General features: G+C 53.8%; 13 protein-coding genes and 1 pseudogene. 6 read left to right on the top strand and 8 right to left on the bottom strand.

Annotated elements, in window-relative coordinates:
- Positions 1-550 precede the first annotated feature (550 nt).
- From hisC to QZ279_RS08185, 3 genes are read left to right on the top strand one after another with little or no spacing between them, the layout of a single operon-like run.
- The gene (gene hisC, locus QZ279_RS08195; protein ID WP_293449874.1) at positions 551-1,636 is read left to right on the top strand and encodes a histidinol-phosphate transaminase; all 1,086 of its coding nucleotides are present in this window, start codon (positions 551-553) and stop codon (positions 1,634-1,636) included.
- Positions 1,633-2,547 (top strand): prephenate/arogenate dehydrogenase family protein, encoded by a 915-nt coding sequence (locus tag QZ279_RS08190; RefSeq protein WP_293449872.1) that lies wholly within the window; start codon positions 1,633-1,635, stop codon positions 2,545-2,547. Before hisC ends, QZ279_RS08190 begins: the two co-directional genes overlap by 4 nt.
- Complete coding sequence (locus QZ279_RS08185; RefSeq protein WP_293449870.1) at positions 2,544-3,419, top strand: extensin family protein; 876 nt, start codon at positions 2,544-2,546, stop codon at positions 3,417-3,419. Before QZ279_RS08190 ends, QZ279_RS08185 begins: the two co-directional genes overlap by 4 nt.
- A gap of 1 nt (position 3,420) precedes the next feature.
- Here QZ279_RS08185 and QZ279_RS08180 read toward each other — a convergent pair whose 3' ends face one another.
- Positions 3,421-3,918: an SH3 domain-containing protein gene (locus tag QZ279_RS08180; protein ID WP_293449868.1), complete on the bottom strand. Its 498-nt coding sequence runs from the start codon at positions 3,916-3,918 to the stop codon at positions 3,421-3,423.
- Between the two features lie 116 nt (positions 3,919-4,034).
- Here QZ279_RS08180 and QZ279_RS08175 point away from each other — a divergent pair, with 116 nt between their 5' ends.
- The 3 genes from QZ279_RS08175 to QZ279_RS08165 all read left to right on the top strand — a co-directional run bounded on the left by QZ279_RS08175 (position 4,035) and on the right by QZ279_RS08165 (position 9,437).
- On the top strand, positions 4,035-5,021 hold the full coding sequence (locus QZ279_RS08175; RefSeq protein WP_293449866.1) for a D-glycerate dehydrogenase: 987 nt from the start codon (positions 4,035-4,037) through the stop codon (positions 5,019-5,021).
- Positions 5,022-5,043: 22 nt separating this feature from the next.
- Positions 5,044-6,792 (top strand): gamma-glutamyltransferase, encoded by a 1,749-nt coding sequence (gene ggt, locus QZ279_RS08170; RefSeq protein ID WP_293449865.1) that lies wholly within the window; start codon positions 5,044-5,046, stop codon positions 6,790-6,792.
- Positions 6,793-6,935: 143 nt separating this feature from the next.
- Positions 6,936-9,437 (top strand): FAD-dependent oxidoreductase, encoded by a 2,502-nt coding sequence (locus tag QZ279_RS08165; protein WP_293449863.1) that lies wholly within the window; start codon positions 6,936-6,938, stop codon positions 9,435-9,437.
- Positions 9,438-9,482: 45 nt separating this feature from the next.
- Here QZ279_RS08165 and QZ279_RS08160 read toward each other — a convergent pair whose 3' ends face one another.
- From QZ279_RS08160 to QZ279_RS08130, 7 genes and pseudogenes are all read right to left on the bottom strand, one after another.
- Complete coding sequence (locus tag QZ279_RS08160; RefSeq protein WP_293449861.1) at positions 9,483-10,244, bottom strand: GH25 family lysozyme; 762 nt, start codon at positions 10,242-10,244, stop codon at positions 9,483-9,485.
- A gap of 5 nt (positions 10,245-10,249) precedes the next feature.
- Complete coding sequence (locus QZ279_RS08155; protein ID WP_293449859.1) at positions 10,250-10,903, bottom strand: DUF938 domain-containing protein; 654 nt, start codon at positions 10,901-10,903, stop codon at positions 10,250-10,252.
- Positions 10,900-11,832, bottom strand: coding sequence for an aldo/keto reductase (locus QZ279_RS08150; RefSeq protein WP_293449858.1), 933 nt, complete (start codon positions 11,830-11,832; stop codon positions 10,900-10,902). Before QZ279_RS08150 ends, QZ279_RS08155 begins: the two co-directional genes overlap by 4 nt.
- Positions 11,833-11,871: 39 nt before the next feature.
- On the bottom strand, positions 11,872-12,354 hold the full coding sequence (locus tag QZ279_RS08145; RefSeq protein ID WP_293449856.1) for a hypothetical protein: 483 nt from the start codon (positions 12,352-12,354) through the stop codon (positions 11,872-11,874).
- Between the two features lie 201 nt (positions 12,355-12,555).
- Positions 12,556-13,638: a BMP family ABC transporter substrate-binding protein gene (locus QZ279_RS08140; protein WP_293449854.1), complete on the bottom strand. Its 1,083-nt coding sequence runs from the start codon at positions 13,636-13,638 to the stop codon at positions 12,556-12,558.
- Positions 13,639-13,678: 40 nt separating this feature from the next.
- Positions 13,679-14,602, bottom strand: coding sequence for an ABC transporter permease (locus tag QZ279_RS08135; RefSeq protein ID WP_293449852.1), 924 nt, complete (start codon positions 14,600-14,602; stop codon positions 13,679-13,681).
- A pseudogene (locus tag QZ279_RS08130) lies at positions 14,602-14,787 on the bottom strand (hypothetical protein); the annotation flags it as partial. The gene QZ279_RS08135 and the pseudogene QZ279_RS08130, both read right to left, overlap by 1 nt.

Here is a 14,787-nt window from a genome sequence, read left to right as displayed (position 1 = left end):
TGCAACCGTCATCTTTTGGTTATGAGTCCTGACCCTAATAAGTGCTGCAAGAATATCGGTAGAAAAAGCAGGAAAACTGAAAACAACTTTAAGAGAGGGCCTGTGGCAATCCCATTATACAAGGTCGGTGCTACCAGCGATCTACAGATGAGGATGTGATGAAACTAAGATTGACCTGACTAGCGATCGGATCGTTATCGCGCAAACGTCGCAACACCCTGAAATTTTTGCGGCGCTTCAAAAGCATGCGGTCGAGGTGACTGACTTAGCTTACCAAGATCAGGTAGTTGCTCATGAGAAGACGATTAACGATGATGCTAACCTATACTTAACACCCAAAACTTTTGCTCATCGCTTTCCACCTTTTGCAGCCGTCTGTACAGTTTGCAGCATTTGTGCAAAGTGCACTCGAAGTCGCCGTTCGCTGCACGCGTGTTGTCACCGTTTGCGCACCCCGCTTGAACACTGGTCCAATCGTAAAACGCCCGTCGCCCTTTCATACTAGCCTTCCCGACCCCTCAGCGCTAAAACGCGCATGAGGAGACGGATCATGACCAAAATCAAACCCCAGCCCGGCATATTGGACATCGCGCTTTATCAAGGCGGCGTGGCCCATGTGGAGGGCGTAAGCAATGTGGTCAAGCTGTCGTCTAACGAAAATCCGTTCGGTCCATCAGATGCCGCGATAAAGGCGTTTGAGAGTGTGGGGCGCAGCCTGCATCGTTATCCTTCGTCTGATCATTCAGACCTGCGCGGTGCCATTGCAGAGGTCTATTCGCTAGACGCAGATCGCATTATTTGCGGCGCTGGCTCTGACGAAGTGATCGCGTTCTTGTGCCAAGCCTACGCGGGTGTCGGCGATGAAGTCATTCACACAGAGCACGGTTTTGCAATGTACGCGATTTCTGCGCGCGCTGCGGGTGCAACGCCTGTTGAAGTGCCCGAGCAAAGCCGCATGACAGACGTTGATGCAATCCTGAAGGCCTGCACGAAAAAGACCAAACTGGTGTTCATCGCCAATCCAAATAATCCAACGGGCACAATGATTTCCTTGGCGGAGGTCGAACGTCTGGCCGAAGGCCTGCCCAAGCAAGCGATCCTTGTTCTGGACGGGGCTTATGCAGAATACGTCGAACATTACGACGGCGGTGCTTCTTTGGTCGACGCGTGCGAAAACGTTGTGATGACGCGCACGTTTTCCAAGATTTATGGCCTTGGTGGCCTTCGCGTTGGTTGGGGTTACGGCCCGAAACACATCATTGATGTGCTCAACCGCATTCGAGGACCGTTCAACCTGAGCGAAGCGGGGCTTGCCGCTGCGACTGCGGCGGTGCGCGATCAGGCCTATGTTAATCAGTGCCGTGACGCGAATGCCAAATGGCGCGATTGGTTGGCCCATGCTTTGGCTGCCCATGGTGTTCCATCCGATGTGAGCCTTGCAAATTTCATCCTCGCACGCTTTGGGTCTGAGGAAGAAGCTGGCGAATGCGATACCTACCTACAAAAACAAGGTCTAATCGTGCGCCGTGTAAAGGGTTACAAACTACCCAACGCCCTGCGGATTACCGTGGGCGATGAAGCGTCGTGTCGCCAAGTGGCCCATGCGGTCGGTCAATTCAAAGGCGGTGCGCGATGAGCCAGATTTATGACCGTGTCGCGCTGATTGGATTGGGTCTGATTGCGTCATCGCTTTATTGGGCGATCAAGCGCGATGGCTTGGCGGGCGAAGTGACAGGGTATGCACGCTCTGCTGAAACACGGGAAACTGCGCGCGAAATTGGCTTGTGTGATCGGATCTGTGAAAGTGCTGTCGAAGCAGTCGAGGGTGCTGATCTTGTCATTTTATGCGTGCCTGTTGGTGCAATGGATCAAGTCGCGCGTGAAATCGCACCCGCGCTACAGGCAGGTGCGACAGTCACGGATGTTGGTTCGGTCAAACGCGCTGTAATTGACGCGGTCGGTCCACATATCCCAGAGGGCGTGCATTTCGTACCCTCCCATCCGCTTGCAGGAACAGAACATTCGGGTCCGCGCTCAGGATTTGCAGAACTTTTTGAGCAACGTTGGTTCTTGCTCGTTCCAGTTGAGGGCACAGATGGCGACGCGGTCGATCGTCTTGAATCACTTTGGCAAGCGATCGGTTCAAAAACGGTGCGAATGGAAGCGGATCACCATGATCTTGTTCTTGCGGTTACCTCACACACGCCCCACTTGATCGCCTACACGATGGTTGGTGTTGCCGACGATCTGAGCCGTGTCACAGATAGCGAAGTCATCAACTATTCAGCGGCGGGTTTCCGCGACTTTACCCGCATCGCGGCGTCTGACCCTACCATGTGGCGCGATGTTTTCCTAAACAACAAGGACGCAACGCTGGAAATTTTGGGCCGCTTCACAGAAGAGCTGTTCGCGCTTCAGCGAGCGATCCGAACTGAAGATGGTGACATGCTGCACGACTACTTCACGCGCACACGGGCCATTCGACGAGGTATTATTGAGGCGGGGCAGGACACGGACGCCCCAGATTTTGGACGTACGAAGACATGAAGCACTTCTTTGCTGCCATTCTATGCGCGCTTGTCGCAGTGCCGGCGGGTGCGATTTCGCCTGATGCATCTTTGCGCCCTTTAGCGCGCGGGCAGGAAATGCAGGTTATCTTGAAACGTCCGAAATTACGCCCAAGCGTTGCTGAAGTTCAGACAATGCTTCCCGCGCGCCCCAAGCTGCGCCCATTGTCTCAGCAAGAGCAAGCAATGCAGGTCACGGGCAACGCACAGATCATTCTCGCGTTGGCTTCTGTTGGCTTGCCGCAATCGTTGTACCCTACCACGCGGCCCAAGGGCCTTGCTCAAAATGTCATGGCGAAACGTAAAAAGGCCGAGCGCGCCCGTGCGAAAGGCGCCGTTTGCGGCGATCCCGCGTTGCAGGGCGATGTGGTTGGGCTGGTTCCGGGCCGTATCAACGGCTGCGGTGTAAAGAATGCGATCAAGGTGCGCTCTGTTTCTGGAGTCATTCTGAGCCAAGCCTCGATCATGGATTGCGGCACTGCGAAAGCGCTGAAAAAATGGGTCGATAACGGGCTGAAGCCGTCTGTTGGCAAACGCGGTGGTGGCGTTTCTTCGATCAAGGTCGCTGCGCATTATGCATGCCGCACGCGCAACAACAAAAAAGGTGCCAAGATTTCAGAGCACGGCAAAGGCCGAGCGATTGATATCTCGGGTGTTAAACTGAAGAATGGTGAAGTGATTACCGTTCTGAGAGGCTGGCGTTCTGCCAAGAATGGTAAGCCGTTAAAGCGTATGCACAAAGCAGCCTGTGGTCCGTTCGGAACCGTGCTTGGCCCCAACGCGGATCGCTATCATCAGGATCATTTCCACTTTGATACGGCACGCTATCGTTCAGGTAACTACTGTCGCTAGATCACTCGCGTAGCTCTTCCGGCCGTACGCCCCAAAGCGATGTTTTTGGGGCCCAGCCTTTGTAGCCTGCTGATGTCAGCTTGCACCAATTTGGACCGCATTTACCAAGCCGCGCGATGACGCCCAATTCAAGCCGTGCCATCACGGGCGTATCGGGGTCGGCGCGTTGATAAAGCGCCAGCATATCTTGTTCGATCAAAACGTAGCGCGTTCCCGACAATAGCGAATAATGGACCCAACCGCCGGCACCATCACGGTCGCGCACACGACGCCAATGGCCATGTTCTGCAGTGATTTCCAACGGCATATCGCGGCGCTTGAAAACCCAGTCAATACGGTGCGTTAGCGATGGACCACGGCGCACATTGCCCTCGGACGCTTTCAGGGAAACGAAACGCGGCAAGGGAAGATTGGTCTCGGCTCCGCGTTCCGCTGCAATCGCGGAAGAGGCAAATACACATAGCAAGGTTGCCCGCAAAAGCGTTGCAAAGGGTTTCATTTGATGGCCTGTACTTTGACTGCGTAATATTATTGCGCATAGGTTCTTGTAGCTGCCCGCGCTTTTCGGCACTCTGCACGTGAACCGCCTGTTTGAAAAGCCACAAGGAGAGCACCATGCCATCAGAACGCTTAAGTGTTGTCGTGACGCGACGCTTACCCGATGCCGTCGAAACAAGGTTGAAAGAGCTATTCGACGTCCGTTTGCGCGATGATGACACGCCGATGACCCGTGCAGAGCTAAGTGAAGCAGTGAAAACTGCGGATGCTTTGGTGCCAACGGTCACGGATGAAATTGATGCTGCCTTGCTTGCGCAAGCGGGTCCCCGTTTGAAATTGATCGCGAACTACGGCGCGGGTGTTGATCACATAGATGTGGCCACTGCGCGTCAACGTGGGATTTTGGTATCCAATACACCGGGTGTTTTGACGGACGACACGGCCGATATGACCATGGCATTGATGCTGGCTGTGACGCGTCGCATTCCTGAGGGCCTGAGCGTCATGCAATCTGGTGAATGGCAGGGCTGGGCACCCACTGCGCTGCTTGGTGGTCGCGTTGGCGGACGTCGTTTGGGCATTCTTGGCATGGGACGTATTGGTCAAGCGGTTGCACGGCGCGCAAAAGCGTTTGGAATGCAGATCCATTACCACAATCGGCGCCGCCTGCGCGCGGAGGTCGAAGACGGACTAGAGGCGACCTACTGGGAAAGCCTTGATCAAATGGTTGCGCGCATGGATGTGATTTCAGTGAATTGCCCGCATACCCCGTCGACGTTTCACCAGCTGAATGCACGTCGTTTGAAACTGATGAAGCCCTCCGCGGTGATCATCAACACGTCACGTGGCGAGGTCATCGACGAAAATGCGCTGACACGGATGCTGCAAGCGGGTGAGCTGGCAGGCGCGGGCCTGGATGTTTACGAACACGGCTCTGAAGTGAACCCACGTTTGCAAGGTCTGCCAAATGTCGTGCTGCTGCCCCACATGGGTTCGGCCACGCAAGAGGGTCGCCTTGAGATGGGCGAAAAAGTTATCATCAATATCAAGACCTTTGCGGATGGGCATCGCCCGCCGGATCAGGTCGTTCCGGGAATGCTGTAAAGCACTGAACAGGGAGAAAGACATGCGCCAGAGACTGATTTCAACAGGACTGGCGCTGCTTGCGCCTTTTTGCCTGATTGCTCAGGAGGCCGCTGATGCGGTCCAACCCGAAACCACGATTTCACTGAATGCCAAGGCGGCTGGAACGCCCGTGATTGCGCAAGACTGGATGGTTGTTGCGGCCAATCCTTTGGCGTCCCAAGCAGGGGCCAAGGTTCTTGCACGTGGCGGTACAGCTGCAGATGCGATGATTGCGGTGCAAACGGTTCTTGGGCTGGTTGAACCACAAAGTTCTGGCCTAGGCGGCGGTGCGTTTCTGGTCTGGTATGACGCTGAGAGTGGGGAAGTAAGCACATTGGACGGACGTGAAACCGCACCGGCCGCAGCCACTCCGAAATTGTTCCAAGATGAAAATGGCGAGCCTTTAAAGTTCTGGGATGCTGTCGTAGGTGGCCGTTCGGTAGGTGTTCCCGCAACTCCAGCTTTGATGGAGCGTGCGCATCAAAAGTGGGGCAATCAAAAGTGGTCGTCGTTGTTTGAAGACGGAATTGAACTTGCTGCTGGCGGATTCAAAGTGTCCGAACGTTTGGCAGGCATGATCGAACGCGACGCAGATCGGTTGGTACGCTTTGGCGGAACCTCTGGCTATTTTTACCCCGCAGGGGTTCCGTTGGAAGTGGGCAAGACACTGCGTAATGCAGACTATGCGTCGACCCTGCGCGATCTGGCGATGAACGGGACGGATAGTTTTTACCATGGCGATTTGGCCCGTGATATCGTTCGCGTTGTGCAGAGTACCGCGGGTAATCCCGGTGTACTCAGCCTGTCTGATCTGGCGAGTTATCAAGTGAAAGAACGCGCACCTGTTTGCGTTAGTTACCGTTCTCATGATGTGTGCGGCATGGGGCCACCGTCGTCAGGGGCACTGACGGTTGGACAGATTTTGGGGATGCTTGAAGGGTATGATCTGGCCGCATTGGGGGCTGAAAACCCGCAAAGCTGGCGTTTGATTGGCGATGCGTCGCGGCTCGCTTTTGCGGATCGTGGGCGCTACATGGCCGACAGTGATTATGTGCCTGTGCCCGTGAAGGGGTTGGTCGATCCTGAATACCTTGCCTTGCGCGGCGAGGCGCTGGATGGTGGTCCTGCTTTAGACAGTGTGACCGCTGGAATTCCCGCTTTTGAACATACGATGATCTGGGCGGATGATGAAAGTATCGAGCTGCCTTCGACTTCGCATATCTCGATCGTGGATAGCTACGGCAATGCGCTGTCGATGACGACGACGATTGAGAACGCGTTTGGATCGCGCTTGATGGTAGGTGGCTTTCTTTTGAACAATGAGCTGACAGATTTTTCGTTCCGCACGCATAAGGACGGCGTAGCGATAGCGAATGCTGTAGCACCGGGTAAACGTCCGCGGTCCTCAATGGCGCCTACGATCGTTTTGAAAGACGGCAAACCGATTTTGGTCGTTGGCAGCCCCGGCGGCAGTCGCATTATAGGCTACGTCGCAAAGACAATCATCGCACATCTGGATTGGGGCATGAACGTGCAAGAGGCTGTATCGCTTGGCCACGGGGTGAACCGCTTTGGAACGTTTGATATTGAAGCAGGTAGTACGATGGAAATGCTTGGACCTGAGTTGGAAGCATTGGGGTTCAAAGTGAAGGTTTGCGATCTGAATTCGGGTTTGCACGCGATTGCGATTGGTGCGGATTTGCAAGGCGGAGCTGATCCACGGCGTGAAGGGGTGGCACTTGGGGAATAAGTTTATTTGGAAAGATGAAGCTGTGGGCGCGTTCATAACAAACTGAGGTCGCATTCTTGCAGTTTTGCGTCGGCGCGGCCTCGCGAAAGTGGTCTGATTTTGCGACAAGTGATGCAACGGTATCTCAGGGGAGTCGCAAGCTTATGAAAACGGATGTTAAAGCACTTGTCATTGGCGGCGGCGCCGTTGGAACGTCTATCGCGTATCACTTGGCCAAAGCAGGCTGGGATGACGTCGTGCTTTTGGAGCGTGATGAGTTGACCTCCGGATCCACGTGGCATGCGGCGGGTCTTTTGCCATTGTTCAATATGTCGTTCGCGACCACACATATTCACCAGTATTCGGTTGAATTCTACAAGCAGCTTGAGGCCGAGACAGGCCTGAACGCGGGTTTTGCGGTCGTTGGTAACTTGCGTATGGCGCAAACCAAGGAACGCATGGACGAATACATGGTCTATGCGACCACGGCCGACACATGTGGCGTGCCCTATGAATTCCTGACGCCTGATGAAATCAAAGCACGTTGGCCTTTGATCAACACACAAACGCTGGAAGGCGCTTTGTATCACGCCACGGATGGCTACATTAATCCTGCGGATGTGACGATGGCGATGGCCAAAGGCGCACGCCAACGCGGTGTGGAAATTGTGCGCCGTTTGCAAGCAGATGCGTTTGAATGGAACGGCACGCATTGGAACGTGACGTGCACGAAGATGATCGAAAAGGGCGGCAATTTGATCGCCTCTGACGAGCAGGTTGTGATAACTGCTGAGCATGTTGTGACCGCCTCTGGCAACCACGCGCAGCGCACGGCGAAAATGCTGGGGATCAAGATCCCCGCGATCCCTGTTGAGCACCAGTTCATTGTCACGGATGTTGATCCAGCGCTGCAAGCGTGGCGTGCAGATGGCAATCCAGAGCACCCCGTTATCCGCGACGCGGACGCGCAAAGCTATGTGCGTGAAGAACGAGGCGGTTGGATCTTAGGTGTTTATGAAAAGAACGCGCCTGCGGTGTTCGAACATGGTGTTCCGGATAGCTTTCGCGCAGATCTTTTCCCGCTCGATCTTGAGCGGATCGAAGATCAATATATGGCGATGATCCATCGTATGCCGTCATGTGAAGAAAGCGGTTTGAAAGATGATTTCAACGGGCCGATTTGCTATACGCCGGATGGAAATCCGCTTGTTGGTCCTGCGCCCGGACTGCGCAATATGTGGCTGGCTGAAGGGTTTTCATTCGGCATCACAGCCGCGGGTGGTACAGGGTATTATCTTGCACAAATGATGGTCGAGGGCGAAGCCGAGATCGACATGGCCTCGCTTGACCCCAAACGCTACGGCAACTGGATGACGACAGAGTATGCGGCGCGCAAGAACGAAGAATGCTACGATCACGTCTACACATTGCACCACCCCGATGAAGAACGTCCCGCCTGTCGTCCGCTTCGTACGGCCCCTGCTTATGATCGCCAAAAAGCGCGCGGCGCGCAATTTGGGTTTGTGAACGGGTGGGAACGTCCGAACTACTATGGCCCATTGGACGCGCCTGAGAACTTCGACCTTGAGGGACGTTCGTTCCGTCGTGGCACATGGTGGAAACACGCTGTGGAGGAAGCGAAAGCGATCCGAGAGGGCGTTGGCCTGATCGATGCGACCGCATTCACAAAGCATGTTGTCAAAGGACCGGGTGCGACAGCGTTTCTAGATTGGTTCACCTGTAACAAGCTGCCAAAGATTGGCCGTATCAACTTGGCCTATGCGCTGACGGCGGCAGGTACGACGCGCACAGAATATACCATCGTGCGCAATGGCGAGAACGATTATTATCTTGTGTCTGCGGGGGCTTGGACAGCCTATGATGCTGACTTCTTGCGTAAATGTGCAGAGGATAGAGCGGCTGAATTTGGCTATATCGAAATTCAGGATGTCACCACGCAGTGGGGCGTTTTTGCGATTGCAGGCCCCAAGTCACGCGATGTTTTGAATGCAGTAATTAAAGATGCAGATCCAGTGACTGCGCTCACGAACAGGCGTTTCCCATGGCTGTCTGCGCGCAAGATTGAGTTGGGCATGTGTCCTGTGAATGCGATCCGCGTTGCCTATACGGGTGAGTTGGGTTGGGAATTGCACCACCCGATGGAGATGCAGAACTACCTCTTTGATCTGCTTGAAAAAGCAGGCGAACCGCATGGCATGAAACTGGTTGGTGCGCGCGCGCAAAACTGGTTGCGTCAGGAAAAATCCTACCGTGCGTTTGGCAATGAACTTGGCCGCGATGCGACACCAGTTGAAGCGGACTTGCCGCGTTTCATCGATCTGTCCAAAGAGTTCCAAGGCAAGGCCGAAATGGAAGCGATCGGTGTGCGTTCAAAGTGTGTGACACTGTTGATTGACGGTCCAAGCGACGCAGACCCATGGGGTCATGAAGCGTTGTTTGATGAGGGCGTAAAGATTGGCCGTCTCACGTCAGGTGGTTATTCTGTTCACTTTGGAAAATCTATTGGCATGGGGTATGTGACGCCTGAACTGGCGAGCGTTGGGACCAAGTTAAAGGTTAAAATGTTGAACCAGCTTTGGGATTCTGAGATTGTTGAAGACAGCCCTTATGATCCGAAAAACACGACGATCCGTGTGGATGGATAACATTTATGCAAACGGGGCGGCGTATCTGGTGCCGCCCTTTTTGATTTAGACGCGTCGTTTTTTGCGCCACGTATTCCACTGCGCTTGCGAGCCGTTGAAACAGTTCAGATCAACCTCTTTTTCGATCCCGTCCAAAACACCTGTGGCCGTATATTGCCAAAACTGCCAGCCACTTACACCGTAGCGTTTTTCGACGTGGTTTGCGGTTGAACGCAACCAGAAATCGCGTTTGAGGCGTGCAACATCGTTGCGTTCCCAGAAATCAGGGGCTGTGTAAACAACGACGCGGGTTTGATAATGGCGTTCAACGATCTTGATAAATCGGTTGGCGACGCGGCGTACTTCGGCAGCAGGGGGACGCAATGTGCAGGTTGGCGAAAACGGGTTCCATTCCAGATCCAGCACAGGGGGCATGCCGCCGCGCAGACGCGGCACGTTCTTGATGAAATTCTTGGCCTGTGTATCGGGATCGGTGCAGAAATAGTAAAAATGATAAGCCCCAACCGGAATACGTGCGCGTTTTGCTGCGCGCCAGTTCGCTTTGAATTCCGGGTCCAGAAGATCGCCGCCTTCCGTTGCCTTCAACCAAGCGAATTGGATGCCCTGGCGCTTAATCTGCTTCCAATTCATTTGCCCCTGAAACCGGGCGGCATCAATGCCGTGAACCGGGAACGAAGATGGCCCACGTCGCCCAAAATCAACAGGTGCGTTATCCTTGAATTTGGACCGGGCCAACAAAAGTGAAGGGGCAGACAGCAAGGGCAGGCTCGCGAGCCCCAAAAGCGTAGTGCGGCGGGTCAAAGTCATGTAATTTACTCCGGTTTACTAAAAACAAAGCACAGATTATTGGCGGGCATTTCTAGGACATGAACCATGTCCAAACCTGCATCCACCGCCCATTCAATTAAATCAAAATCATCTTTGTAGCCGATCTCTGGGTCAGTGCTGATCAGACTTTGGTGAAACTGCGCGTCCCCATGCGAGGTCAATTCACCCCCCCGCATGAAGGGTCCATAAAACATAAAGATACCACGCGGTGCGAGTGCGCGCGCCGCCTCTTTGATCACTGTGCGTGCATCGGTTTCGGTGATCAAATGCACAAGGTTCACTGACACAATCAGATCAAGCGGCCCTGTCGTCCGGCTCCAACCCGCTTTTGCGGCATCTAAACGCACTGGCAATGTCAGGTTTTCAAGCTGTGCTTCACTGACATAAATCCCGATTGAAGTAAGACGTTCGGTATCAATGTCCGTAGGAACCCAAGTCAGATTTGGACAGACTTTGGCGAATGCAACGCAGTGTTGACCTGTACCGCTTGCGATCTCCAATGCACGCCCTTCACGTGGAGCGATATCGCGGAGAACCTGTGACAAAGGGCCGATATTTTTTGCAGCAGAGGGCGCTACAAGTCGGCCATCTGGCAAGAGGTCCGCGATGCTTGCGGTTGGTGGTAATTTTTGGGTCACACGCGTTCTTCCCAGCGGTCTGTCGCGGGTGGGGGCGTGGGACTAAGGGCCGTGATGCGCGCGTAAAGGGCATCGTCCATTTGAAAGGAAATCGCGTTCAATGAAGGCTGCAATTGCTTTTGTGAGCGTGCTGATAGCAAAGGAACCGGACCCGCTTCATGACGCGCAACCCACGCTACCGCTAAGGTCGCAGGGTTCACACCCAATTCGTCACCAAGTTCCTTTAGCGCTTTGGCGGTTTCATGCATGTACGCCAGTGAGTAGCGTGCGTTATAGCGATCATCGGTCTTTAACCGTCCATTGCCGCCGTTCGAATATTTACCTGTCAATAGACCGCCCCCCAAGGGTGAGTAGGGCGCGCAGGCTATGCCCTGATCCTTGCACATTGGGAGCAGTTCAACCTCTGCCTGACGTTTGACGAGATTGTACATGGGCTGGATGATATCAATGCGCGTGTCATTCGATTTTGCCAGTGCAACAGCGTCCATGACCTGCCATGCGGCGAAATTAGAAAGGCCGATGTAGCGGATCATTCCGGCACTTTGTTGCTGGGCAAGCCATTCTATCGCACGGGGTAAATTAGCGCCGACATGGCGGTGAAGATAAAGAACGTCCACGCACTCCATCGCTAGACGTTTGCGCGAGACATCAAAATCTGCTTGCAGCTTGGTCGTGTCACCAACGCCATCATACGCGACCTTGCTGGCGACAATTACTTGCTCACGAACAGGGTTCGCAAGCTCGCCAAGTATCGTCTCAGACGCACCATCGGTGTAAATATACGCAGTGTCGAAATGGTTGATTCCCGCGTCGCGAGACGCATCAAACATCTCGCGGGATGCGGTTTCATTGGCGGTTCCACCGAACTGCATCGTGCCGAATGCAAAGTGGCTCGCAGCGGTACCATCAAGGGTTTTCATATGTGTCATGGCGCAAGAGTGACACGCGCGCCATGACTTGAAAAGGGCTCAGCTTGATTGTGTGATCGGTGCGCGCAAAGTCGCAATTGCGCGTCCGAGGAATTGACCTGAGGCCAAACAGTTTATGGCGGCGAAGCCTGCTGTAAAGACGCCAGTTTGCGTGAGTGCTGGCATCGTTGTGCTTAGAGCACCATTCACAAACCCTGCTGCAAAGATGATCATCATTGCTGTCAATGTTGCCCATTCACCTCTTAATTTTACAAGCCGTGCGCCGCGTTCAACACTCCAACGGTTTTGTAGGGCCATACCTAGCGTTATGCCACATGCATAGGTAAGGGCTGCGACGGCCCATACCCAGATTGGCGGGGATAGCGCGAGTATATTGCGAAACGTTAGAATTCCAAGCAAGGGCAGTAAATAGATCAAAGCAATGGAAACACTGCGATCTTTGCTTGCCCGTAAGCCCAGAACGAGGAGCACTATAAAGAGCGGGAAAACCCAGATTGGAACATTGGAGAAGAAAGGTGTCATTGATGTACTCCGTTTATTTCGATGCACTCTAACTTGGCCTGTAAAGGCTGGGGTGTTCGAGCGTGTTTATGCAGATCACAATCGACTTACGTAAAGCACCTGATCCTGCAGATCACGATACGTGAAACGCGGCGCATCCAATGAAAAAAGGCCCCGCTTGTTTCCAAGCGAGGCCTTCTAAAAAGCGTAACCAATCAGAGATCAGTTCGGGATATCGCCTGTGATGCCTTCAACGTAGAAGGACATGCCAAGCAACGTGCCATCATCCGCCGTTTCACCTTCAGCCAGCCAAACAGAACCGTCCTGTTTGTTGATTGGGCCAGTGAACGCGTGATAGCTGCCGTCCGCCAATGTATCGATCATCGCCAGTGCTTCTGTTTTTACGTCTGCTGGAACCGCATCGGAGATTTCACCGATGGCAACCATGCCAGCGCCGATGCCATCCCATGTGGATGTGCTTTCCCATGTGCCGTCCATAACTGCTTTGACACGGTCGATGTAGTAAGGTGCCCAGTCGTCAATGATCGACGAAACACGTGGCAATGGGCCAAACTCAGCCATGTCAGACGCTTGACCAAATGTGATGACGTTGCCAGCTGCTTCAGCCGCCGCTTGTGGCGCTGTTGAGTCTGTGTGCTGCAAGATCACGTCTGCGCCTTGCTCGATCAACGCTTGGGCTGCGTCTGCTTCTTTCGCTGGGTCGAACCATGTGTAGGCCCAAACGATAGAGAACTCGACGTCAGGGTTAACGCGCTTTGCGTGGATGTACGCTGCGTTGATGCCGCGAATAACTTCTGGGATCGGGAAGGATGCGATGTAGCCAACCTTGTTGGTCTTCGTCATCTTGCCAGCAATGTGGCCCTGAACTGCGCGACCTTCATAAAAGCGTGCAGAGTAAATAGAGACGTTGTCAGCTTGCTTGTAGCCTGTCGCGTGCTCGAATTTCACGTCTGGGAATTTCTTCGCGACGTTGATTGTTGGGTCCATGTAGCCAAAAGACGTTGTGAAGATCAGGTTCGCACCAGACAGCGCCATTTGTGACATCACGCGTTCAGCGTCAGCACCTTCAGGAACGCTTTCTTGGAACACTGTTTCGACCTTATCGCCGAATTCCGCTTCAACCGCGAGACGGCCTTTGTTGTGCTCATATGTCCAGCCACCGTCGCCGACGGGACCGACAAAGACAAAGCCGACTTTGGTTTTTGCGTGACCGTCTGCAAAAGCAGCGCCTGTCAACGTCATTGCAACAGCTGTAGCCGTCGCGAGAAGTGTTCTGCGGTTCATAGAATGCATCCCCCTGTGGATGGTTTTAGGTCTACCACTCTTAGCGAGAGGCGTGAAAAATTTTGCCCAAAGCAGCAGGCGCGCCGTGATTCCCGCGAGCGGAGATAAACACAAGCACTGCAATAGTTATCAGATAGGGCGACATCGACAAGACCTCGATGGGAACCTTGGCCCCAGCGGCCTGTAGATTTAGCTGCAAGACAGTGACACCGCCAAAAAGATAGGCACCAATGAGGATGCGCCATGGTTTCCAGCTTGCAAAGACGACGATGGCCAATGCGATCCAACCCGCACCCGCGGTCATGCCTTCGGTCCATTGTGGTACGCGCACAAGGCTAATGTAGGCCCCTGCTAGTCCAGCACATGCACCACCAAACAGGATCGCCAAGATGCGAATGCGCACGACTTTATATCCCAAAGCATGGGCTGCATCGTGGCTTTCGCCAACTGCGCGCAGGATCAAACCCGCACGAGAATATTTGAGCACGGCCCAAGTTGCGGTAACCAGAAGGATCGAAAAATAGACCATCGGATCATGGGAAAACAGCATTTTACCCACAATAGGGATGTCAGACAAAACAGGCAGTTCCATCTTTTGCAGGGTTGGTGATTTGATACCCTCATAAGGCTTACCAATCAGTGAACTCAGGCCAAGCCCAACGAGCGTTAGGCCAAGCCCCGTCGCAACTTGGTTGGACAGCAAATACTGCGTCAGAATACCGAATGCCAGCGACAGTAAAGCACCGCTAAAAGCTGCAAACATAAAGCCCAATACGGGCGACCCCGTGTTCACGCCAATCGCGAAACCGCAGATCGCGCCTGTGATCATCATGCCTTCAACGCCTAGGTTCAGAACGCCAGATTTTTCGACAACAAGCTCGCCAAGCGCGGCCAAAAGGATCGGTGTTGCTGAGACCATAAGTGACGCGATAAGCAAGACCGGATTGATTGAAGATAGATCCATTACGGCGCACCATGGAATACGTGAAGGATAAACGCGGTCATAAGTGCAGCGCCTAACATCGTTGTGACATGCGCACGGCTGGGCCGATGTATCTTAGTCGCTATTTTTGCCAAACGCGGGTAACGCGACAGACCAAATACTGCGATTGCAAAAGTAAAGCCGACCACAGCAAGATGCGCACCAAT

Source organism: Planktotalea sp., assembly GCF_018607965.1.
Lineage (GTDB): Bacteria > Pseudomonadota > Alphaproteobacteria > Rhodobacterales > Rhodobacteraceae > Planktotalea.
This window is presented reverse-complemented; position numbering and strand designations above follow the sequence as displayed.